Origin of the sequence: Siccirubricoccus phaeus (assembly GCF_008360935.1) — a bacterium.
Taxonomy (GTDB): domain Bacteria; phylum Pseudomonadota; class Alphaproteobacteria; order Acetobacterales; family Acetobacteraceae; genus Siccirubricoccus; species Siccirubricoccus phaeus.
The window spans coordinates 1-21,995 of the sequence record NZ_SRXO01000002.1 but is presented as its reverse complement, the minus strand read 5'-3'; the positions used below and the strand labels follow the sequence as shown (position 1 = coordinate 21,995).

Genomic DNA, 21,995 nt, shown 5'->3' with positions numbered 1-21,995 from the left:
CCACACACGGAAATTCCGACAGACCCGGCGGTGGGCGCAAGCTAGCTCTACCTTCCGCCCTACAGCCCCGAGTTCAACCCCATCGAGCAGGCGTTCGCCAAGCTGAAGGCGATGCTGCGCAAGGCCGCTGAACGCCCCTTCGATGGCCTCTGGGCGCCATCGATCGCATCGCCGCAATCTTCACCCCAGCCGAGTGCACGAACTACTTGAGCTACGCAACCGCGGCGCGGAGGACCTTCTCCTGGCCGTTGTCGATGGCCTGAGGGGCTTCCCCGAGGTAATCCTGGCGGTATTCCCCGAGGCAACGGTGCAGACCTTCATCGTGCACCCGGTGCGCCACTGCCTGGGTTTGGTCTCCTGGAAGGACCGCCGGGTCGTGGCAGTTGCGCCGAAACACATCTACCGCGCCATCGCCCCGCTGCCGCTGAGGCCGCCCTGCCGGCCTTCGAGGCCGGGCCTTGGGGCCGGAAATACGCCGCTGTCGGCCAGAGTTGGCGACGCGCCGGCGCGAACGCCTTGGTTCTTCTTACCGAATGGAATGAGTTCCGCGCGCTCGATCTGAGCTGCCACGTTCAACGAAGGCGGGTACCGCACTACTCGATCTGCGAACAGTTATGATCAAGGGTTGATGCACAAGGCGGGATTCCGGTATCAATCAGTGGGTCGGCGGTAAGTTAAGGGTAGGCTGTTTCCCTTGGCCCAAGCCGGCGTATACGGCAGCTACAATTAGTACAAAATAATACAAAGGAGATCGCAATGGACTTCAAGCAACCAACCATCACAGTGTTTGGAAGCTGCCGCGTACACACGCCCTGCTCGATTCTGCATCAAAGAAAAGCTGCAGAAATGCATCAGGGTAATATATTTGGCTTTGCACACTACACGTCGGAAATATTCCAACAATTCGAGCTGATCACGGGATCCCGCCCCGTACCGTCGAGGTTGCGGCCATTTTTGAATATTCCGGACAATTGGCGAGTTCCGGAACATAACGATATCGCGGATTTTCATGACCAATTTGCGACGACAGACCTGTTCGTCGTCGAAGTGTCATCCATCCGTAAATTGCTCTTTAAGTCTGTCTATCTGCAAATTAACAGAACCCGAGAGCTTCTTGTGTCTGACGATAAGACACAAAAGAATTGGTGGCTGCCCCTGGTTAGACACGGCAGGAATATTATGTCGCAGTATAATTTTGAATCTGCCAATGATGTTCAAAGGGAGGTCGTTAATAATCTGAAGGTCGAAGATCAATCCTTTGAAGAAATTTTATCGGACATCAAGCGTATAAGGCGTTTTTTGAGAAAGCCCGTTCTTTTTGTGTCCCACTTCAACACAGACTACCAGGGAAAATCAGTGCCGCAACGCAGGCTGATCATCGAGGCGATGGAAGCCGCAGCGGTCGAGGCTGGTTGCAACGCCTTCGATCCGACACCTTACGTACTCAATGCCGGATTGGAAAATTCGATCCAGGATCTCGGCCACTATAAGCCGGCTTTTGAGATATGTATCGCCGAACGGCTGCAAGAGGCAATGCGAGCTACCCTCGCACCGGCATCATCCGTTCGAGCCAGAGCAAGGAGCAAGAGCACTGGCCGGGTCGCCAGTCAGCCACTCTCACTACGGTCCATGATCCGCGACAACGAGGCTGATGTGGGCGTCACCGACCGTACCCGGGTGCGGCATTTTGTGGCGCCGTTTCAAAAAAAGTTGAGCGTCAAACCGAATTCCCATGCTGCTGACATGATACGGCTGCTGGCACGCGGTCAGGCTGCGTCATGCATCGAGGTCGGCTGGGGCCTCGGTTTGTGGGCGGCGCGCGCCACACCGCATCCGTTGCTGGAAGGGCTAGATTTTACGACCGTCGATTACCCGTATTTTCTTCCTACTCTCCAACGTTTGGCTCCTGACCAGGCGTTCCGGCCGCTTTCGCAGAATTGGCAGCTTGTGTTACCCGACGGGAATAGCCAGCGCCGCATACTTCATCTGTCGGGCATCCTCGAGCGCGTGCCCGACCCTTTGGGTGTTCTCAAGGCTGCGGCCGAGTTGACGGAGCCCTCCTCGGCGATCGTTGTGAGCATGCGCCCTCTCACAGCCGCTTCGCGCAATTTGCCGGAAGACTGCTATCAGCAATGGACCGAAGAAGAATTCAAACGCCTTGCCGCTGCCGCCGGATTCCGCGTGTTAGCGCAGGCCAGCAATTCAGATTGGTGGTGCTATCTACTGGCATCGCCCGAAGCCACACTGGCTCAGCTCACAGGTGTGGAGGGGACTGTGATGAGCGGTATGACACTGCGCGTGGGTGGGTATGAGTACCGCTTCGAGATCGGCGTGGATGGCGTTCCACGACTCACCTCGGCCCCGTCGGACGCGCTACCCAAACTCGAAGCCTTTGAGATCGACGACCTCGAAAACCTCGACCACCTCAAGGCTTATGTGAGCACAGCAGTACAGGCGCATCCTCGTGAAATGAGGATGCCCACGAACGACTCGATTCTAAGGAGAATCGAAGAGAGCGTGCTGACGCGGAAGCCTTTGTCGGTAGTTAGGGTGAGCCACGCCGAAATCCGTGCCCTGGCATACCCAAACTTTTATCCCCCGGTTTGGCTGAATCGTTCCCTTAAAGTTTGCTTCGGCGCGGAGATCGAAGTCGGCGACTACGGTGCTTTCCTAAGCGATTTGGAAGCTGCTATCCGATCGTGCGACATTGTGGGCGTGCCGGATCCGCAATCCAGGGATCTTCAGCATGCTACCAACTCCATCCTACTTGATAAGGAAGGAATAACCACCGGGAAAGACAAATTTATCGGCGACCTGCATTTCAGATTGCTTAATGACGGCGTTCTCGACCGGTTGATAGCGAAATGTGCTAGCGTGTCGCTCATCACGTCCCGCAATATCCTCCATGGCTTCCGCCATAAGTATTCCCGGCCGGACGCAAGACTGATCCAAATTCCGGGCGAGGCTCGGTGGATGGGGGATAGCGTCCGCCGGCATGTTCCCGACGTCTACAATGAGATCGTGCGCGACTTGAAAGTACGTGAGCCCGGCGAACTGTTCCTTGTCGGGGCAGGTCTTGCGGCAAAGCGATACTGCCAACTCGTGCGTGATCAGGGTGGCATTGCTGTGGATATAGGCTCCGTGTTTGATCTTTGGGCCGGAGTGGCGACCCGGAGTGGGTTTGAAACAAGAACAGAGCTGAGCTTGGTGTGATGGTGATCCGAATGCCTGGCGCGCCTATACTAGAGTTTGTCGGCCATTTGGTTCGTGCAGGCAGGCTTCGGTGCTCACTACGCCCGCGGAGGCAGCTGACGGCGGCGCTTGCGGTTTCATTCGCTGCTCTAGTTTCGTGCGTCTCCTCACTTGCGTTAGCCGAGGAGCAGCACCCCGTATCGGAGGGCCTGGCTGGACGGCGGACGAAGATTTTGGTGAATCAAGTCCTGTATCCATTCCCCAATCCAAATTGCCCGGTGGACCAACCTGCTAGGGGAAGCTGTGTCGCAGGCCAAATCGCCCTCGCGCTGGCAATCCTAAACCTGCACCAGGAAGCGGGTCGCGTGGACGAAGCGAACCGTCTCCTGGGGACTGCGCTCGAGCGCACGGGCTTTGCGGTTGCAGCCGCGTATGGTGCTCCCGTACAGGATGCGTACCGTTCAAGGCCAGGCGCCGAAACCGTGGACTTTTCCTTCCTAGTGTCCACCCTATTGTTTCGGATTGTCGGGTTGTTCGGCGGTGAGACGCCATTGGTGGAGCACCGGCTTTCAGGCCAGGTAGACGAAGACATACGGAGGCTGTTTTTCGCTTGGGCGCAAGGCAACTGCCGGATCAGTGAAGCCGATCCGGTCAATGTATTGCGCCCGTGGGGAAGCGAGAATTTGGATCTGCAGCGTGTTCACACCTGCTGGGCCGCCGCAGAACTGCTCGAACAAGACCAGCGGTTTCGGAACAAGCCTTACAGCGACGGCTCGCACTCGTCAGCACAAAGGGCCGCCTGGACCGCTTACCTGAAAGCTTTCCTCCGATCACGCTTCATGTCCGGCCTTTCTGTGGAGTTCTTCTCGACGACCTATTCGAAATATTTCCTGAGCGTTGTTTACAACTTTATGGATTTCGCAACTGACCCGGCACTACGGGAGTCAAGCGAAAATTTCATTACGCTTTGGTGGGCAATTTGGGCTGAAGAGCAAATTGGCGGTGTACACGGCGGCAGCAAGGCACGAGCCTACCCTAGGCATCTGCTCGCCGGCAGACCGACCGATAACCTACCATGGCTCTACACAGGCCTAGGCGAATGCCCACGCGAGGCGTGGCACCCGGCCTACTTGCCAATGGTTACATCGCCTTACCGACTCCCGGGCGTGGTCGAGGACATCGCTCGGAACCCTCATAGATATGGCAGCTTCGCGGCTTGGACGCGCAACCTTGGCGTTGCAGCCGCGAAGTTTTCTGACGCCCGCTATTCTCTCTCGTCAGATCTAACCGCCATCACGCGCTACACGTTCTCTGCCCCCGGCTACGTCATGGGTGCGAGCATCGTCCCGCGCCTCCCCGCCGACCGGTGGGCCGCTATCAGTAGCCAGAACCGTTGGAACGGCGTGGTGCTGGGCGACAGCCTCGACGCTCGTGTCTACGCGACGCCCGCCCCTAAGGGAGGGCGTTCCACATACAATGCTGTGCTTGCAGCGCAGAGCCGTGGGACCCAAATCGTGCAGCGTCTCCCGTCTCCCTTCAGCCGCGGCACCGGCGACATGGCAATCTGGGTCGGCCCCCGGTTGCGGCGGATCGAGCGAGAAGGCTGGATTTTTGTCGAGGGCAGCGCCTACGTCGCCACCCGCCCAGTGTTTGGCGGCTATGTAGCCAATCCGACTGAATCGAGTTTCAGGCTACTGGACCAGCGATCGCCTGTCATCATCCAGGCCTCAGCGCGTTTGGATTACGAAAGCTTTGAAGCATTCCAGGCGGCTGTGCTCGCTGCGCCCCTGCGGGCAGACGCCGGGGAGGTGAGCTTCCAGGGCCTGGGAGGCGCCGGCCGCCTCCGCTTCTTCCGAGACAGCGACCGGCGGCCGGAGGTGGACAACAAGCCCATCGAGGCGCCTGCCGGCTGGGTACTTAGCAGCCCCTTTGTTCGGCAAGAGCTCGGTAGCAGCATGGTCGAAATTGGTGAAGGTTCTCGAACCCTTCAGTTGCGGTTTGACTAGGCTCGGCATTGTCACGTTCATTGCCCATGGCCTGAACGAGACGCCCAGGCGAAGCTGGCAGCATGAAGCCTGAGCGCACGACCTATCGCGGCTACCGCTTCCCTGCCGAGATCATCCACCATGCCGTCTGGCTCTATCACGTCTTCAGCCTGAGCCTGCGCGATGTCGAACTGATCCTGGCCAAGCGGGGATCATGGTCGCGCACGGGACCATCCGCCGCTGGTGCCTGGTGTTCGGCCAGGACCTCGTCTCGAAGCTACGCCGGCGACGGCCGCGGCCGGGCGACACCTGGCACCTCGACGAGGTCTTCCTCCGGATCGCCGGCAGGCTGCACTACCTCTGGCGCGCCGTCGACCATCATGGCGTCGTGCTCGATACCAGGATTGCCGGAATGCAGCGCGGCCAAGCGCTTCTTCAAGCGGCTGCTGCATGGAGTGCGGTATAAGCCGAAGCGCCTCGTCACCGACGGCCTGCGCAGCTACGGCGTGGCAAGGCGCGAGGAGTTGCCGCGGGTGAAGCATCGGCCAGCCGCTACCCGAACAAATAGGGCCGAGAACTCGCACCGGCCGACGCGCCGGCGTGAGCGGCAGAAGCAGGGCGTCAAATCGGCGGAGCAGGCGCAGCGCTTGCTGTCGGCCCATGCCTTCATCTATGGCCATTTCCGTCCGCTGCGGCATCTAATGATGGGTGGTCCGCATCGAAGGACGCGCGACAAGGTGTTCCGCATTTGGCGGCGGGAGACCTGCGCCCACTTGGCGGCGTAAGCTGTCACGAACTCCATCGTGCCCGCAGGCTCGCCAACTCGCCGCCTAACGTGACCATGCCTCCCAACGGCGCGGATGGACAGCAAAGTCGACTGGATTCTTCAGCTCCCTGACGATTTCGATAGCGATGCAGATCGCCTCAGCGACGCGCTCTGCGGCGTAGGCCACATCGGCGAAGGCGCGCAGGATGAAGGGGAAGCGCCACCGGGACGCCCGCAGCAGCGGGAGGTCGTGTCCCGGTCCCTGGAGGGAGGCCGCATGGCACTGCAGGACCAGCGAGCGGCCATCAGTGTCCACCATGGCGTGCCGCTTGCGACCTTGAACCTCCTTGCCAGCGTCGTAGCCCCGCGGTCACCGGCCTCGCTGCTCATGACACTCTGGCTCTCGATCACCGCCGCCGAGGGGCTGGCCTGCGTCTGGCGCGCTCGCGGTTGAGCAGGATCAGGTGGTGGTTCAGCGCCTCCCAAACGCGCGCGTCGCGAGAGGCAGCAAACCAGCCGTAGACGGTCTGGTGCGGCAGAAAGCAGTCCGGCAGCATCCGCCAGAAGTGCCGCCTTGCAGGGCTTAGAAGATCGCGTTGACCACCTCGCGCATCGGCCAACTCGGCAGCCGCCCCGCCGGCGATGGGGCGGGCAGTAGCGGTTGCAGCACCGCCCATTCCGCATCGACCAGGCCACTGGGAAAGCGCAGGCCGTCGCGCCTATGCTAGACGCGGGTGGTCGCGGTCCACATCGGGCAGAACATCCAACTCGGTCTCAACAACCCCTTGGAACCACACCCGCCGCGACCATCCAATCCGCATTCCCGCAGCGTTCAGAGACAGCCTCTAAGATGATCCGCATAACCAGCACTCAGCAGGCCCTTATCAGGGCCCGCTTTAGCGACGCCATCCTAGATTCGATACAATTTCTTGACGATACCGATGATCCGGTGGCGCAGTCCGTAATCGCCGCCGCATATCTGCCGGCCGGAATGGCAGCTGCTATCGGCATCGCCGCCGCCTCGCGCCATGGCTGGACTGTGCTGCAGGAAGTAATCGGCTACCGTGATGATCATTGGCGGGATCTGCACATGACCCCCGAAGAACGCGCCGAACTGCAAGACCGGGGCGTGCGGCTAAAAGCGCTGATGTTGGCTATTCAAGAATGGCAACAAAATCTCAGACAGAGTTAGTTTCTGGACTCATAACCAGCAGCAGCCGGCTGCGGCGAGGAAGTTGGCGGCCAACTTGTCGTAGCGGGTGGCGATACGGCGGAAGTCCTATAGGTGTTTGGTCCCGGGATGAAGTGGTGCGGGTTGATTCGCCGGTCGCCTCCGAGCGGGCCGGGTGCGGCCGATCCCGTCTCCCGCGCCATAGCGTACCAACGGATCGCGCTCGACACGCTCACCCCGAACCATGTCGCCGCCGCACGGCAGGACCCTCCCACCGCGACCACCCGCTCCCAAAGGTCGACCGACAGCGCCTTGGACATGGCCGTCGGCCTCCTCGCAGACAGACAGCTTGAATCAGATCCAACCCGCCTTGGGGAATCCCCTCCCGGTCTCTTACGTCAGATCTTGTCCACTAGGAGTCTGGCACACAGATGTGGCCCTAGTGCTCAGACGCATTCAGAAGATTCAGGTGCCAGCAGCGAGAGGCCCTTCACTGGGCGACATCTTCCCATCGGGGCTGCACCTTCCGTCTGGGTCAATGCACTAGAAAGGTAGCGCCACCGGTGACCAACACGCGCTTAAGCGTGTAGTCTTCGTTAATGTGATATGGCACAGTCGCCTCCGATTAATCTTAATCTAATGGTTCAATTTCAGCGGCCAACCGAAATGTAGTGAAACCCCGCTTCTCGCATTGTCTCCGGGTCATAGACATTGCGCAGGTCGAGCAGGACATTCCCTGCCATCGTCGCCTTCAGCTTTTCCGGCGAAAGGGCGCGAAACTCGTTCCATTCGGTCAGCAGCACCAGCGCATGGGCGCCCTTCGCGGCCTCCAGCGCGGAGTCGCAGAAGCCGACGGCGCCGGACAGCACCCGCCTGGCATGGGCCGGCTGCGGGTCAAAGGCGCGCACCGTGGCGCCGGCCTCCACCAGCCGCGGCACAACGACTAGGGAGGGCGCATCCCGCATGTCGTCGGTTTCCGGCTTGAAGGTCAGGCCGAGCACGGCAACGGCTTTGCCGGCAACGCTGCCGCCGCAAGCGGCGATGACGCGTTCCGCCATCTCCGCCTTGCGCGCCTCGTTCACCGCAATGGTGGTTTCCACCAGCCGCACCGGCGCGCCGTAATCCTGCGCGGTGCGGGCCAGCGCCAGTGTGTCCTTCGGGAAACAGCTGCCGCCATAGCCCGGCCCGGCATGCAGGAATTTCCGTCCGATCCGGCCATCCAGCCCCATGCCGCGTGCCACGTCATGCACATCGGCGCCGACCCTCTCGCAGAGATTGGCGATCTCGTTGATAAAGGTGATCTTCGTGGCGAGGAAGGCATTGGCGGCGTATTTGATCAGCTCCGCCGTCTCCAGCCTTGTTGTCAAGATCGGCACCTCGATGAGGTTAAGCGGGCGGTAGAGCCGGCGCAGCACCGCCGCCGCGCGCTCGCCGGACGGCCCCTCCTCCACTCCGATCACCACCCGGTCCGGCCGCATGAAATCGCCAATAGCGCTGCCCTCGCGGAGGAATTCCGGGTTGGAGGCGACGCTGATGGCGAGGTCCGGCCGTGCGCGACGGACGATCCGCAGCACTTCCTGCCCGGTGCCGACCGGCACGGTGGATTTCGTCACCAGCACCAGCGGGCCGGAGGCGGCCTTCGCCACCTGCTCGGCGGCGGCATAAACATAGGTGAGATCGGCATGGCCGTCGCCGCGCCGCGTCGGCGTGCCGACGGCGAGGAAGACGGCATCCGCCCCCCGCACCGCCTGCTCCAGCTCGGTGGTGAAGGTCAGGCGGCCATCCCGCGCATTCTCCTCCACCAGCTTGTCGAGCCCCGGCTCGTAGATGGGGATGCGGCCGGCGCGCAGGGCGTCGATCTTACCAGCATCGGTGTCCACGATGCAGACGTCGGTCCCGAACTCGGCGAAACATGCGCCGGAGACCAGACCGACATAACCCGCGCCAACCATCGCCACTCGCATCTACGTAATCCTTATGCAAAGCCGAAAGCGCGAAGTTCGGAAAGCGCCGCCGCGATCGGCGTAAATCCCATAACGGACTCGATTGCCGCAAGTCGCATTAACCGGATCTCCTCGCCACTCATTGAGAGCATCCGCTCGACAACAGTGAAAATCTCGGCTTCATCTCGAGTGTCGACAAGAAAAGAATTCCGACCATCTTCAATGAAATCGGAAGCTCCACCAACAACTGGAGCGAGGGAAATGGCGCCACATGCCATGGCCTCCGCTGCTGTGCGGCCAAAAGCCTGATAATCAGAAAGATCGAGAAAGAAATCCGTCTGCTGAAGCAGCGAAGCTACCTCTGTTTGTAGCAGCGAACCCATTACCTCAATACCGTTATAAACCGGCACTTTGAAAACATGAAGATCGGGTAGGTCGCCACCAAAAGTACGTATCTCGACCTGGTCGCCATACTTGGCTTTGATTCTAGCAAGGATGCGCATCGTACGATGCGGAGCCCGACGAGGTGTAAAAGGTCGCACCATGGCCGAGATCACTCGCTTATCCCCGGGAGACCGCCGAGTGGGATGGTATATGCCAAAGTCAATGCTCGGCACCACCACAGAGACGGAATGCATATGCACTGCGTAAACGATGTCTCGCAACCAGCGGGTCTTAGCAAAGTAAGTGCAATCTTTCAGAATATTAAAAGATGATACTGCAATATTCCAGTGTTGAGAGTTTACCTCATAAAATAGAGGCTCGTAATCCTGAACATAGTAGCCGGCACGAATAGGATTCTTAGCGATAGCAAACGCTTCCGCGATCGAATGTACAGACGTATTAGTTGTCGCAACCACCATGTCGAAGTTAGTAAGCGTCTCCCCCAGATCCTTCGGACCCGTAAACACGCCGACATCGGTCGCCACCCAGCCGAAGCGGCTGTAGTTTTTTTTGAAAGATCCTATATTTTTCTCATTAACTAAAATAGTGGCATCGACTCCAAGAGCGCGCATGGCTGTGACTTCCTGCACAACTGAGTGCGCACCACCGCCGCCCCCGGATACGGGGAGAATGAACGCAATGCGTGCCATCCTAGCGCAACCGGGTCCGGAGGTCAGCGAGCTGCGATCTCACACGCGTCAACGTTGGATTATCTTGCATGATCTGCTCCAAAGCCGCGGTAGAGGTGCCGACATGCTTGTTCATCAGCTCCATAGACCCAGCTCGACTAAGAGGCTTTCGGCCTTTCGTGCCAAAAGTCACACTTTTCCTGTGATAGACGAAGCAGTCATCGGCCAACAGCAGCTTAAAGCCGGCTTTCGTCGCCCTTAGACAAAGGTCCGTCTCTTCGCCATATCCAATAGGAAAGGCATCTTCATCGTATAAACCACAGCGTCGAAAAACCTCGCGATGAATCAACGTACAGAACCCGTTGAGGAGTGGTAAGGAAGGATAACCGCGTTCGGAAATTTCGCTGAGGACGCTCTGCACTCGAGGGACATCATCTGGCTCAATAAATTCATTTTTGGACCAGGTCCCATTTGGTTCCTTGACATTAGGAATAGATTGCCAAGTTGCCGCATTTGACAACGGCCCGACCATTCCAGCATCTGGATCAGACATTGCGGCATCGTGCATTTTCGCTAGCCAGCCATGTGAGACGACCGTATCGCTATTAAGGATGACCACCCATTCGGCGGAAGTGGCCTTAACAGCTTCATTGATGGACTTTGTATAGCCCTTGTTAAAGGTGCGGTCCAAAATGATAAACCGGGGGTCACTAGCCACAAAAGTACGCAACATTTCCCGGGTATGTTTCCGACTACCGTCGTTTATAATTACCGCCTGGAAGGGAGTCGTGGTTTCTCGCTGAATGGATTTTAAACATTCGACAACGACCGAGTCGCCATTATACGCCGGCACAACGATCTGTGTGAAGGGGTATTGACTTGACAGGCAAAGGGAAGATGCAAACGTGGCTTTCTCTTTAGCATCATCAGCCGTAGTCTGGCGCAATGGGGGTAACAGGGAATTAAATAGCTCGGCTTTGCTATTGGCCCGCGCAAGCTCACTGCACTTCTCAAACGCCTCAGCTAGACGAACGTCTTCGAAAGAGGCGAAACCTTCCGATGGCGGTTCATAAGGTCGGATGATTTGCGCCGGAAAGAAGCGCACGGAGCGGCATCGCTCGACCAGCAGTCCGATATGGAGGACCCGGGCTGCGGCCAGCTTTTGTTCTTTGTCCGTTAACGCAACCGCGTAAGTTAAAAGCGTTGGACGGCGGAAAATCCGCCCTCGGGAAAGGCGCCGAAGTTTTTCGAACCCCTCATTGGTTTGGCGGGTGAGCCAAATCTCGCACGGGCGCTGCATCAGCACCTCCTCCGCCGCACCGAGTGCCACCTCGAGAGAGAAGTCGGTCAGTGCTTGGAGCTGCTGAAATTTACGCAGTGCAACACGGTGGTGAATCCAGAGCGTGGAGGGGTGCTCAGCTTCTATACGTACTCCGTAGTAAGATGAATTTCGCGAATCGACCGGCCTAGTTTCAGCGACCATAAAGCTGGCATTACCAGCTTTCTCACCAAGAGCCACTACCAAGCCTGGCGTAATCTCCTGAACAGGCGAGGAGAGCGGCCCCTGCAGGCCATTCGGCCAAAGGGCTAAGTCTGGATTGACAAATGGACTTAGAGCTTGCGCATCGGCTAAATGCCGAAGTGTTGGCAATTCTATGCTAATAGGTGAACCAGGAAGCTCCCGGTCGTGATCGGCATGAAAAACACAAATCTCGTGCTGCTTACCGTCATGATAAGAGTGCGGAATCTGCCACTGGAAGGCGAAGCAGCCGTGACTGATACCTGCAGCTACCAGATCAGCACGAAATTCCTGCGGGTTAAGCGACACCAAATGCTCACCGTCGATGTGAATGTTCACACTGGCCGGTTGCGTCGGCTTAGCTTCGTTCCACGCCCAACCACATACGGCGAACTCGTCACTAATAAGATCTAGAGCACCAATGGGGGCTTTGGGGCCATCGGGTGCCAAGCTGGCATTGCGATGCCCAACGGCCTGAGGCGGCTTCTCGCCCACCTTAGCCTTTGCCTCTTTGGCATTGCCTTCCATCGCCTCGCCTCTTTCCTCAAAATACACAGCGAGCTCAGCACAACGAGCCTAGCCTGATTTAACCGCCGCCCCATGCTGGAGCCGCCGTACGTGTCGAGGACACGCACAAAGCAAGCCTCGAACAACTTCCCGCCCCGGAAGCCGCTGTTGCGATCTTCAGGCCGCGTTTTCCCATATATAAAGAGACTTCCCTGCTGCTGCTTTCTGCAGAGCCGAGCGAAACCGACCGACATCACGTCGACCGAAAATTACGCGAAGCGATCGAAAGGTGTTGGCGAGCGCCTCGCTACCGTCATTTCCGACGGCTGAACTCTCTAGGTTGATCGGCTCTGCCGCAGCAGAGCCGAGCCCAAAGATGCCAAGTCCGACCAAGCTCAGAGCCTTGCCGTTCCGCCGGGCGAAATTGAGGTAATCAGAGATGTTTGGCTTATACTGGATTCGCTTATGGTCATTAGAAGCCAATGCAGCCCCGCGCACTGCCAATTCGGCATCAGCATCAAAATAAGAATGCTGAATTACGCTATAATTACGGGCGGCACGCACCAGATTAGTAAGAGCCTTCTCAAAGGCCAGCCGCCCTTGGAGCTCTGGGAGCAGGTCCAGTGCAAATGTCGCAACGGCAACATTCCTCCCCTCGAACTCCAGCAGATTGCCGACTTGCGCAGAAATTCCTTTTGCCTTGCAAGTCTCAACCATCTGCGATGAAGTGTCGATGCCGAGCCCCTCACCGGGCTGCAGGGACGCGGCGAAAGAAAATGATCCACCGGAACCACAGCCGAAGTCTATAAACTGCAACTGCCGTTCAAGAGTAGCGGCCACGTTGATTTCTTTCATAGATTTTCGAACTACAGTCATTTTCGCCTCCGATCTCATCGCGATCGATTTCCTGGTAATCTTCGACTCGAAGTGTTACCGCATAATCAACGGGAAGGCTGTCTCGGCATCGACGTATCCGCAACATATTAGTTGTGGTGCATGGCGGTGATGAGCAGCAAGCCAGCTGCTTGGCAATGCGGTCGCTGGTCGCAAGCCTGAAGTATTTGGCAGCGCTGCAGCAGCATTATCCCGTCTCTCCGCTCTTGCACCCCGACTGTATTTTTTAGACAGCCTGAAACTGTCCTTGCATCGCGTAGGAGTAGCCCGGAGCTCTCCGCTGCAGCGCACAAAACGTTAGCATCTGACGAACGGCAGTCAAACCGATTTTTCGCCCAGCAGTGGATGGACGTTCCTCTAAGAGGCCGCTTGCGTGGTTCAGGCTGGGTTGATGAGAGCCTCGGTTGAGGCGAGGACGGCAGCGCAGGTAATGCGGGCTACGGAGACGTCGAGACGACCAGCGCGGTCGCAGGGTAGGCCGCCTCAATGGGTGAGCCAACCGAAGCTGCGTTCGATGACCCGGCGCCGGGGCAGGATGGCGAAGCCCTACTGAGGTAAGCGTCAGCTGATGGCCGCCTTGTGGTGATGAGCGTTGCTCGCCGATGTGGTGAGCATGACAGATGTGATGATCTCGCCTGTGTTTTCTGAGAGCCCGTCTCGAATCTCATCTGCAACGGCCGAGGCGGCGTAGCAGCAGCATGACGGAGGCGGCGTAGAGGAAGGCCTCGGCGGAGGCGACGGAGGCCTCGACGTCCTTAGCGAGACGGCGGTTGCGGCCGATCCAAGCGAAGAAGCGCTCGACCACCCACCTTCGCGCATGGACGGCGAAGCCGACCTCCCCCTTCGGCTTGCGCACGATCTCGATGCGGATGGGGCTGGCACCCGCGACGCGCTCGCCCGCGTAGCCCGCATCGGCGAGGGCGAGTTCGACGAAGGGCCATCGTGACCGCGAGGCGCGTAGCAGCGGCGGCGCGCCGTCGCGGTCCTGCACGCTGCCGGGGTGGGCGTGCAGCACCAGCGCGCGTCCGTCGGTGTCCACCCATGGCGTGCCGCTTGCGGCCCATCACCTTCTTGCCCGCGTCGTAGCCGCACGGGCCGCCCGCCTCGGTGGTCTTCGTGCTCTGGCTGTCGATCACCGCTGCCGTCGGACTGGCTTCGCCGAACTGCAAATGCGATACCGCCCCGTCAGCGCCCCCTGGGCCTGGATCAGCTGGGACACCGTCGGATAGAGCGCTACCGGGCATGCTTTAGAAAGAGTGTGATCCGGCCGGTTACGCGTTTGCCTTGGGGGACGGCCAGGATGCGCTCCGCCAGCGTATTCAAGAGTTCCGGCCGGACGGGCGAGCCAGTGTCAGGCAGGGGTGCGGGCAGCGCAGTCTTCGGCGCATCCAGGACCACGAAAATGAAAGTGTGCTGACCAACTCGCTCGTCTTCGCGGAGCGGGTATGGGCGCCCCTCCCCATCGGTAGGAAGAGCATTAGTGCCTCTCGACAATTCAAGGGTCGGCGCCTCCTCGCTGAGCGGCAGCAGATACCAAAGCCCATGCCGGCCGTGAAAAGCGATGGCGCGGCCAGGGATGGGCGCATCGATCTCGAAGTAGAATTCATCCATGAGGGCGAGGTCGGCGGGGTCTACCGGATGGCGCCGCGCGAAATCTAGCGCGCCAAGCCACGGCTCGCCCTTTAGGACACGAACCTGCAGCGAGGGGTCGAGTTGCCGAAGTGCCTCCCAGCCTGGCGGACCGTCGATAACGCGAGCAGCGCGTAGTTCGAGAACCGTAGTATGGACCGCAGCGGCGAGCGCCGCGTCGTGCCCGCGGAGCCATTCATACAGCTTCCAGGCTTTCGCTACCGCTATACGCCCGCTGGCTAGATTGCTCTCGTACTCCGTCCCGACGTGATCCCGCGGGCCAAACGCCTGCCGAAAAACCTCGCTCCAGGGAAGGCCAAGCCGCTGCCGAAGGGCGCGTACCGGGCCACTCAGGCAGGCCCGTTCCCGGTGCGTGGATTTCGACCAGTCGATGGAGTCGTCGCCCATTAAGCCGTCCCGTACCGGATTACCCCATCTTGCCTGCTTTTCGTACCGGATGGCGACCGCCTACGGCTTGCGTTGGCCAAGGAGGGCTTCGCATGCCTGAAACGGACGATCGCACATTAGAGCTTACCCGGCTGCCGCCGGGCCGCAAGCTGTCGTTCCAGTCGGTGACCCTGCTGGTCTGCGCGATCGCCTCGGCCGGCATCCTGGCGCTGGCCTTGCCCAACATCATCGGCGGCGACGGCTTCGGTGTCTGGATGAAGATCGCGCTGCTCGCGGTCGCGGCGATGGCGGTGTCCTATGGGGTCAATCGCCTCGCCGTCGAGCGTGGGGCGCCGCTGGCCAATATCGGCTATGCCGGCGCCGGCATCGCATCGGTCTTCTCCATCCTGGCGGTGGGGACTGGCCTGTGGACGGCCACGTTCTCGGGCCTGGTCCTGAAGGATGTCGCGCAGCTGAAGCTGGAGGAGCACGGCGCTAAGCTGACCGCAGTCGTGGCGGCGCAGAGCCAGGCGGCATCGCAAGCGGCCCGGGTCGTGCCGGCGATCAGCGCCGTAGTCGCGGATCTGGCCGCAAAGCGCGACTGCGAAATGCGCAGCTCCTGTCTCTCCGGCAGCGGGAATGGCGGCCGGGGGCCGGTGGCGCGCATCCTGGAGGAGCGGCTGGGCCGGGCGGAAGCAATTGCCGGCCAGGTTCTGGCCGGCAGCACGGCGCGGCCGGAGATCATCGCCCGGCTGGAAGAGATGCTTGGTCGATACCAAGACATCTTGCGCTCAGGCGACGGCCGGGCGAAGGAGAAGCGGTCTCAGCTCCAGGCCTTGGACGGCCACATCCGCCAGGCGCTCGGCGAGCTGGGCGAGGCGGTTCCCCGGATGCTGGTGGCCGCGTTTGCCGGTGAGCTGGCGAGCGGCGTCGATATTCCCGGCCGGACGGATGTCTCGCGGCAGCTGACCGGTATTCTCCGAGGCCACGCCGCTACGCTGCGCAGCGTGATCTCGTCGATCGGCGACCGCGGGCCGCAATTGCCGGCCTTCCCCGGCCAGGTGGGGGTGGCCGATGCGCTCGGCTATGTCGGGCATTTCGCGCCGATTGCAGCGATCACGGCGGTGGTCGAGCTGATCTTTCCCACGGTGCTGTGGGTCTACGCCTTCCTGACCTATCGCTGGGCCATGGAGCGCACCTCGCCGCGGCAGCCGCGCCGCGGAAGCGACGAAGACGAGGCCGTACAGCATCTCTTCGCGCTGCGTCAGCCTGCCCTGGGCGGCGAGGTGATCGAGATCGCCAAGCGCGGGCCGCAAAAGGGTGATCCGCGCCGACTTGGTCGCCACGATCCGGAGCGTTGACGGATGCAGAAGATCCGCCCCCGCGTCCGCAGCGGCAAGGTCAATCGCTCCTTCATCCTCGGCGCGGCCTTTCTCGGCCTCGCCTGGTGGAGCGCGCCGGGGCCGGGGAGCGGTGGCGTCCAACGCTTCTACCATGGGGTAGCGCTGATCTGCACAGCGGCCTGCGTCGCCCAAGGCTTGCGCCTGCTGGTGAAAGACTACCGCACCCGCCGCGACCTGGCGCTCAGCCAGCACGTCACCGAGGATCATGGATCGGCCCGGCAATCAACGGCCGCGGAACGCGCAGCACGCGGCATGGCGGTGCAGGACTACGGCGAGCTTCTCGGCCTCGATGACGATGGCCGCCCCGTCTGGCGGCCAGCAAAGACGCCTTTCATGCTTTGGGAGAGCCCGCCCGGCGGGTTCAAGACCGTGGCCGGCGTGATGGGCAGCATTATGCACCGCGCCCGGCTCGGCTTCTCCATCGTCGCACCCGACGTCAAAGAAGAGCTGGCGATGATGCTGGCGCGCGGTCTGCGCCGCGCCGGCTATGAGGTGTGGGTGCTCTCGCCGTCGAAACATCACCTGGATGTCGTCGGCGAAGCCGTCGTCAACCCTTACCAGGCCGTCATTGACGCCATGTATGGGGATGACAGGCAGCGTAAGGACGCCGTCAAACTTACCGCGGATCTCGCGGCAATCCACTACCCGCTAAAGAGCGAAGAGAAGAATCCGTATTTCGCTCATGGCTCTCGCAGGGTCACTCTGGTCGTCATCCTGAGCACCGCATACATCGATCCGGCCAACTGCACGCCGACGACAGCGTATCGCCTGCTGGCCGATCCCACCGCCTTCCTGAAGCGCTGCCAAGACATCGTCAGCAAGTGGGAGAGCTCGCGGCCGAACGATCGCATCCTGGCGGTGCTCAGGACCGAAGCGCGCAACATGCTGCATCGGGCGAAGAAAAACGAGGAGAACTTCGCCTCCTTCCTCGAGGGCGCGAGCCAGCGCTTCATCCCCTTCAACCCGGCCGGCCATCTGGGCGATTACGGACAGGCGGCGATCCACAATCTTAAGAGCCTGCGCGAGCGGCAGATCATCGTCTTCATCATGACGCCGCTGAGCCACATGCGGGAATTCTCGGACTACATCTCGCTGATCAACCACAACATCATCGCGGCCTGCAAGGCGCGGCCCAATGGCCATCCCATCCATATCGTGGGCGAGGAAGCCCTCAATTACCGCTTCCACGACCTGGTCTCTGACTTAGAGACCATGCGCCAGCTCGGCGTGACCGCGGACTTCTACATCCAGGGGTTTGACGGGCTCGAGGAGCGTTACGGCAAACAGGCAGCGGCAGCCATCGAGGCCTATTCCGATGTCCGTGTTTACGCCGGCCTTAATTCCCTGGCCCGCGCCAAGCATGTCAGCGAACAGCTCGCGCGGACCACGATCCGAACGCAGGAATACAGCTATCAGGCCTCGGTGAAGGACATCGGCCTGTCGAGCCGCGAGACCGCGCGTCCGCTGATGACGCCGGACGAGGTGCTGGCCATGCCGCGCGATCAGGCCTGGGTATTCGTGCGCGGCATGCATCCGGTGCGCGTGAAGCTTGTGCACTACGGCCAGGTGACGCCCTGGCGGGATTGGGTGGACCCGAGCCCGATCACCGGCACGAGGCTGCGCAGCAAGCCAGTCATTGAAGTCAGTTACCCGAAGAAGGAAGGCAAGAATGGCTGAGCGCAAGGCGATGGGCGGCCCGCTGCTCGTGGCGCCCGTGAGGGCGCGCAATCTGCTCTGGCTTGCCGTGCTGGGCGGCGGCTGGCTGGCGGCGACCATCTACGGCACGCCGCATTTGCGGGTGAGCTACGTTTGGTCCGGCCCGCGCGCCAGCCCCTACTATCATCGGTGCAGCTACTGGGGGCTGCATCCCTACGAGCTTGTGCGGGCGAATGGCGACTGCCCGCTGGTCGCCTTGGCGCATCGCCAGGAGCGATAGGCCATGGCGAAGAACGCCGGGAAGGCCGGCGCGGCCGGATCGGCATCTGCCGATTTCGAGCAGGCGACGCCGAAGAGCTTCACGCGCGCCGGTGGCAATCCGGCGACGGTGAAGGCGCTGTCCGCTGTCGAGCGACGTGCGGCCAAGCTCAAGGCGAAGGCGGTCGAGCACGCGCGAAGGTTTCAGGATCGCTGGACGGCGAAGGAGGCGATCCGGATCTGGCAGAAGCGGCTGGAGCAGCAGGCCAAGCATCCGGCACCGCCGGGTGAGGAGCGTACAGTCTTCCCGGAGGAGGTGCTCAAGCTGGCTTCCCGGGCAGTGCAAAGCCGCACCGCGCGGCGCCTGGCCACGATCAATGGCATCAAGGCGCGGATGAGCAACACCATCGTGCGCAACATGGACTCTCCCAAGCTGACCCGAGCCTTCACCGGGGCGGCTGGCGATCCTGCGCCAAAACCCGAACGTCAGCAGAGGAGGCAGCCGTGATCGAATGGCTTGATCGGATCCCGGATTCGATGGCCGGGGTTTTGGTCGCCTCGGCGCTGTGGCTCGGCTTCAACTACGTGGTGCTCGCGCCGCGCGCCATGGAACGGCAGCAGGTCGCCACGACGATCCCGAGCTGTGCGGACGCGTTGGAGCGCCGTCAGCAGCGTCTGCAAATCCCCGGCATTGGCCTCGGGGACACGTTGGGCTTGCCCGAGCTGCGGGCACTGGAGCAACGCCTGCGGGACCTGGCGATGCCGCGGCCTTTGTCCTCGGCCGAGAGGACGGGGCGCTGCACCTGCGCCGCGAAGCGCGCCGAGGCCGCAATGCGCTTCGACTACACCATTCATACCGCCAGCTTTCGCCTGGTGGAGCCGCAAGCCATTGCCGGCGTCGTCGATAGCGTCATCGACGTAGCGGTCAGCAACGTGTGCGGCATCCCTGCCCTTTCAGGTGTTCGATAATCATGGCAAAGCGCGTGTATGACGACGGGACGTATCTCGTCACCGAGGCGATCGTGGCCACGCCGCGGCGCTTCTATCCTGTGGCGAACACGACCGCCCATATTCGGCGCGATCCCCTCTGGCTGGCGCTGGGCATTGCCGGGTTAGGTCTGGCAACGCTTGGCGTCTACGGCGACCTCCTGCACCAAGGCGAAAAGGCCGGGCTGCTGGCAGTCTGTCTGGCCGGCCCCGTGGTGGGTCAGCAGGTCAGCATCCTGTCGATCGACGCCGTCGGACATAAGCGGGCCCTGATCGTCGGTCTTAAGCCGCGCATCCGGTGCCTTTACAGGGCGATCCGGGCCGTCCGAGTCGTCGATAGTGGCGGCCAGGCGGCCTTCAACCATGATTTCCAGGGCGAAAAAGGAACAAAATAGGATTTTTCTCCTTTTTTGTTCACTTTTTGTTCTTTTTAAGATATAGTACCCAATCCTGTGAGCAACTCGGTAAGAAAGGCAGGAAGACGTTGACGGCCAACGGCAGCAACAAAGAAGATCGGAAGGAAGGAGCGCCCAAACTCAAAGGGCGGGATCCGCGCGTCCTTGCTTTCGTGCGGCTGCTCGCCCGCCAAGCTGCCGACAAGGATTACGCCCATCTGCTGCGAACCTCCGGCAAGGCGCCTCAACCGCAAGCGGAAAAGGAATAGCCATGCCGCGCGTCGCCATCTACGCTAGGTACTCATCGGACAATCAGCGGGAAGCCTCGATCGAGGATCAGGTCCGCATCTGCCGCGAACGAGCTGATCGGGAGGGTTGGTCAGTTGTTCGGGTTCATACGGATTACGCCATCTCAGGCAGCTCGCTTCTTCTGCGACCTGGCATCCAGGCGCTTGTCCAGGATGCGTTGGCGGGAAAGGTGGACATCGTCCTTGCTGAATCGCTGGACCGCTTCTCCCGCGATCAGGAAGACATCGCTGGCGTCTTCAAGCGCACAAAGTTCGCCGGCGTCATGATGTTCACCCTCTCAGAGGGCGAGATCACCGAACTCCACATCGGCCTGAAAGGCACGATGTCGGCCCTCTATCTGAAGGACCTGGCGGACAAAACGCGGCGCGGATTGCGGGGCCGAGTTGAGAAGGGCCTGTCAGGCGGCGGGAAGTGCTACGGCTACGACGTCGTGAAGCGGATCGCCGATGATGGTGACTATACCCGCGGCGAACGCTCGATCAATGAGGTCGAAGCTGAGGTCGTCCGCGGCATCTTTGCGGATTATCTGCGAGGCTTGTCGCCCAAGACCATCGCTGCCGCCCTTAACCGTTCCGGCGTCAAAGCACCGTCCGGGGGCGAGTGGGGCGCCAGCACGATCTACGGCAATCGTGAGCGGGGCACTGGCATCCTCAACAATGAGCTGTACATCGGCGAGCTGGTGTGGAACCGGCTGCGCTACGTTAAAGACCCCGACACGGGCAAGCGCGTATCCCGTATGAATCCAGAGACCGATCTCATCCGAAGATCTGTTCCTGAATTGCGGATTGTCGATCAGGGTCTTTGGGATCGCGTCAAAGCGATGCAGGGCGAGCTGAACAAGAAGGACAAGCCGCTCTGGGCCAAGAACCGGCCCAAGAGCCTCTTCGCCGGTCTGACACGCTGTGGCAGTTGCGGTGGCGGTTTCACGACGATCGCGACCGACAGGCTTGGCTGTGCCGCAGCCCGGAACAAAGGCACCTGTACCAACCGACAGCTGATGCGGCGCGAAGAATTGGAGGGTGCAGTGCTGCGGGCACTACGTGATCACCTGATGGATGAGGAGCTCTGTGCCGAGTTCTGCGCAGCCTATACCGCGCGGATCAATGAGCTACGCAGACGGCACAACGCCTCCATCGATCGCTTCAGGGTGGAGCAGGCAAAGCTCGAGCGCGAGCGGCAGCAGATCATCCGGTCTATTGCGGAAGGGGTGCCGGCGGAGCTGATTCGGGACAGGGCCGTCGTCATCCAGCGTCGGCGAGAGGAACTCGAGCAACTATTGAACCAGACGGAAGAGGCCCCGGTCCTATTCCACCCGAACATGGCGAACCGGTATCAGAAGGAAATTCGCAACCTCATCGCCTCCATAGCGGACGAGGCAACGCGAATCGAGGCGGGGACCATCCTGCGCTCGCTGATCGACAAGATTGTGTTGACGCCCAGGGAGGGCGGCAAAGGCCTGACAGTGGACCTGGTTGGCGACCTGGCAGGTATCCTCTCTATCGCCACCAAGAGCGGCAGGCTCACCGTCGCGGGTGAACTGTCAAAACTTCAACCTGTGAATGAAACGGCGCTGGACAACAGCCCTGGATCGATCAGCGACTGCTTAGCAGAGGCCGCTATGACAGTGGCTGGCGGACACCTACCTAGCCAAGAACGCCGAGCAACCCCGACATCCCGGATAGTCCGGGACGCCGAGGCTGTAGTAGCGGTGGTTGCGGGGGAGCGATCTGTCCACGAACGCAAAGCAGCCCAAGACCGCCGGACTATCCGGGATACCTGGGCTGCGCTAGCGGTGGATGCGGGGACAGGATTTGAACCTGTGACCTTCAGGTTATGAGCCTGACGAGCTACCGGGCTGCTCCACCCCGCGGTGGTGTGGTGTGTGGCAGGTGGGTTTTCCGAGGATCCGGCGAGGTGGCCC

At 60.8% G+C, this 21,995-nt stretch carries 18 protein-coding genes, 1 tRNA gene and 3 pseudogenes; 15 read left to right on the top strand and 7 right to left on the bottom strand.

The genetic code is table 11. The features are described 5' to 3' along the window. Positions 1–45: 45 nt before the first annotated feature. The 7 genes and pseudogenes from E5N76_RS30235 to E5N76_RS02565 form a co-directional block, all read left to right on the top strand. A pseudogene (locus E5N76_RS30235) lies at positions 46–263 on the top strand (transposase); the annotation flags it as partial. Continuing rightward, positions 209–501 (top strand): annotated as a pseudogene (locus tag E5N76_RS02600) (transposase); the annotation flags it as partial. The pseudogenes E5N76_RS30235 and E5N76_RS02600, both read left to right, overlap by 55 nt. A 255-nt stretch (positions 502–756) precedes the next feature. Then, positions 757–3,213 (top strand): GT-D fold domain-containing protein, encoded by a 2,457-nt coding sequence (locus E5N76_RS02595; protein ID WP_149535754.1) that lies wholly within the window; start codon positions 757–759, stop codon positions 3,211–3,213. A 344-nt stretch (positions 3,214–3,557) separates the two neighbouring features. Continuing rightward, positions 3,558–5,198 carry a hypothetical protein gene (locus tag E5N76_RS02590; protein WP_149535753.1) on the top strand — a complete coding sequence of 547 codons (1,641 nt, stop codon included), beginning with the start codon at positions 3,558–3,560 and terminating at the stop codon, positions 5,196–5,198. 62 nt (positions 5,199–5,260) lie between these two features. After that, on the top strand, positions 5,261–5,962 hold the full coding sequence (locus E5N76_RS31540; RefSeq protein WP_235907550.1) for a DDE-type integrase/transposase/recombinase: 702 nt from the start codon (positions 5,261–5,263) through the stop codon (positions 5,960–5,962). A 75-nt stretch (positions 5,963–6,037) separates the two neighbouring features. Further along, entirely contained in the window at positions 6,038–6,397 is a 360-nt protein-coding gene (locus E5N76_RS29310; RefSeq protein ID WP_187829939.1) for a hypothetical protein, read from the top strand. A 396-nt stretch (positions 6,398–6,793) separates the two neighbouring features. Next, the gene (locus E5N76_RS02565) at positions 6,794–7,135 is read left to right on the top strand and encodes a hypothetical protein (RefSeq protein ID WP_149535750.1); all 342 of its coding nucleotides are present in this window, start codon (positions 6,794–6,796) and stop codon (positions 7,133–7,135) included. Between the two features lie 629 nt (positions 7,136–7,764). Here the strand turns inward: E5N76_RS02565 and E5N76_RS02560 are convergent. The 6 genes and pseudogenes from E5N76_RS02560 to E5N76_RS02535 all read right to left on the bottom strand — a co-directional run bounded on the left by E5N76_RS02560 (position 7,765) and on the right by E5N76_RS02535 (position 15,087). Continuing rightward, complete coding sequence (locus E5N76_RS02560) at positions 7,765–9,078, bottom strand: UDP-glucose dehydrogenase family protein (protein WP_149535749.1); 1,314 nt, start codon at positions 9,076–9,078, stop codon at positions 7,765–7,767. An 11-nt stretch (positions 9,079–9,089) separates the two neighbouring features. Further along, a complete protein-coding gene (locus tag E5N76_RS02555) occupies positions 9,090–10,151 on the bottom strand; it encodes a glycosyltransferase family 4 protein (protein WP_149535748.1) in 1,062 nt (353 codons plus the stop codon). A 1-nt stretch (position 10,152) separates the two neighbouring features. Beyond that, positions 10,153–12,177 carry a glycosyltransferase family 2 protein gene (locus tag E5N76_RS02550; protein ID WP_149535747.1) on the bottom strand — a complete coding sequence of 675 codons (2,025 nt, stop codon included), beginning with the start codon at positions 12,175–12,177 and terminating at the stop codon, positions 10,153–10,155. A gap of 156 nt (positions 12,178–12,333) precedes the next feature. Further along, positions 12,334–13,011: a class I SAM-dependent methyltransferase gene (locus E5N76_RS02545; RefSeq protein ID WP_149535746.1), complete on the bottom strand. Its 678-nt coding sequence runs from the start codon at positions 13,009–13,011 to the stop codon at positions 12,334–12,336. 703 nt (positions 13,012–13,714) lie between these two features. Then, positions 13,715–14,207: pseudogene (locus E5N76_RS02540) on the bottom strand (IS5 family transposase); the annotation flags it as partial. Between the two features lie 76 nt (positions 14,208–14,283). Further along, positions 14,284–15,087, bottom strand: coding sequence for a hypothetical protein (locus tag E5N76_RS02535; RefSeq protein WP_149535745.1), 804 nt, complete (start codon positions 15,085–15,087; stop codon positions 14,284–14,286). 92 nt (positions 15,088–15,179) lie between these two features. Here E5N76_RS02535 and E5N76_RS02530 point away from each other — a divergent pair, with 92 nt between their 5' ends. The 8 genes from E5N76_RS02530 to E5N76_RS31315 all read left to right on the top strand — a co-directional run bounded on the left by E5N76_RS02530 (position 15,180) and on the right by E5N76_RS31315 (position 21,911). Beyond that, a complete protein-coding gene (locus E5N76_RS02530; protein WP_149535744.1) occupies positions 15,180–16,427 on the top strand; it encodes a hypothetical protein in 1,248 nt (415 codons plus the stop codon). 3 nt (positions 16,428–16,430) lie between these two features. Beyond that, the gene (locus tag E5N76_RS02525; protein ID WP_149535743.1) at positions 16,431–18,146 is read left to right on the top strand and encodes a type IV secretory system conjugative DNA transfer family protein; all 1,716 of its coding nucleotides are present in this window, start codon (positions 16,431–16,433) and stop codon (positions 18,144–18,146) included. After that, the gene (locus E5N76_RS02520; protein WP_149535742.1) at positions 18,139–18,405 is read left to right on the top strand and encodes a hypothetical protein; all 267 of its coding nucleotides are present in this window, start codon (positions 18,139–18,141) and stop codon (positions 18,403–18,405) included. Before E5N76_RS02525 ends, E5N76_RS02520 begins: the two co-directional genes overlap by 8 nt. A 3-nt stretch (positions 18,406–18,408) precedes the next feature. Beyond that, a complete protein-coding gene (locus E5N76_RS02515) occupies positions 18,409–18,891 on the top strand; it encodes a hypothetical protein (RefSeq protein ID WP_149535741.1) in 483 nt (160 codons plus the stop codon). After that, positions 18,888–19,352 (top strand): hypothetical protein, encoded by a 465-nt coding sequence (locus tag E5N76_RS02510; RefSeq protein ID WP_149535740.1) that lies wholly within the window; start codon positions 18,888–18,890, stop codon positions 19,350–19,352. Before E5N76_RS02515 ends, E5N76_RS02510 begins: the two co-directional genes overlap by 4 nt. A gap of 2 nt (positions 19,353–19,354) precedes the next feature. Beyond that, positions 19,355–19,765: a hypothetical protein gene (locus E5N76_RS02505; RefSeq protein ID WP_149535739.1), complete on the top strand. Its 411-nt coding sequence runs from the start codon at positions 19,355–19,357 to the stop codon at positions 19,763–19,765. Between the two features lie 89 nt (positions 19,766–19,854). Further along, positions 19,855–20,034, top strand: coding sequence for a hypothetical protein (locus E5N76_RS02500; protein ID WP_149535738.1), 180 nt, complete (start codon positions 19,855–19,857; stop codon positions 20,032–20,034). A 2-nt stretch (positions 20,035–20,036) separates the two neighbouring features. Continuing rightward, positions 20,037–21,911, top strand: coding sequence for a recombinase family protein (locus tag E5N76_RS31315; RefSeq protein ID WP_408021690.1), 1,875 nt, complete (start codon positions 20,037–20,039; stop codon positions 21,909–21,911). On the opposite strand, the gene E5N76_RS02485 is transcribed toward E5N76_RS31315, so the two are convergent. Next, a tRNA-Met gene (locus tag E5N76_RS02485) sits at positions 21,868–21,944 on the bottom strand. The two genes, E5N76_RS31315 and E5N76_RS02485, sit on opposite strands and share 44 nt — an antisense overlap. Positions 21,945–21,995: the final 51 nt, after the last annotated feature.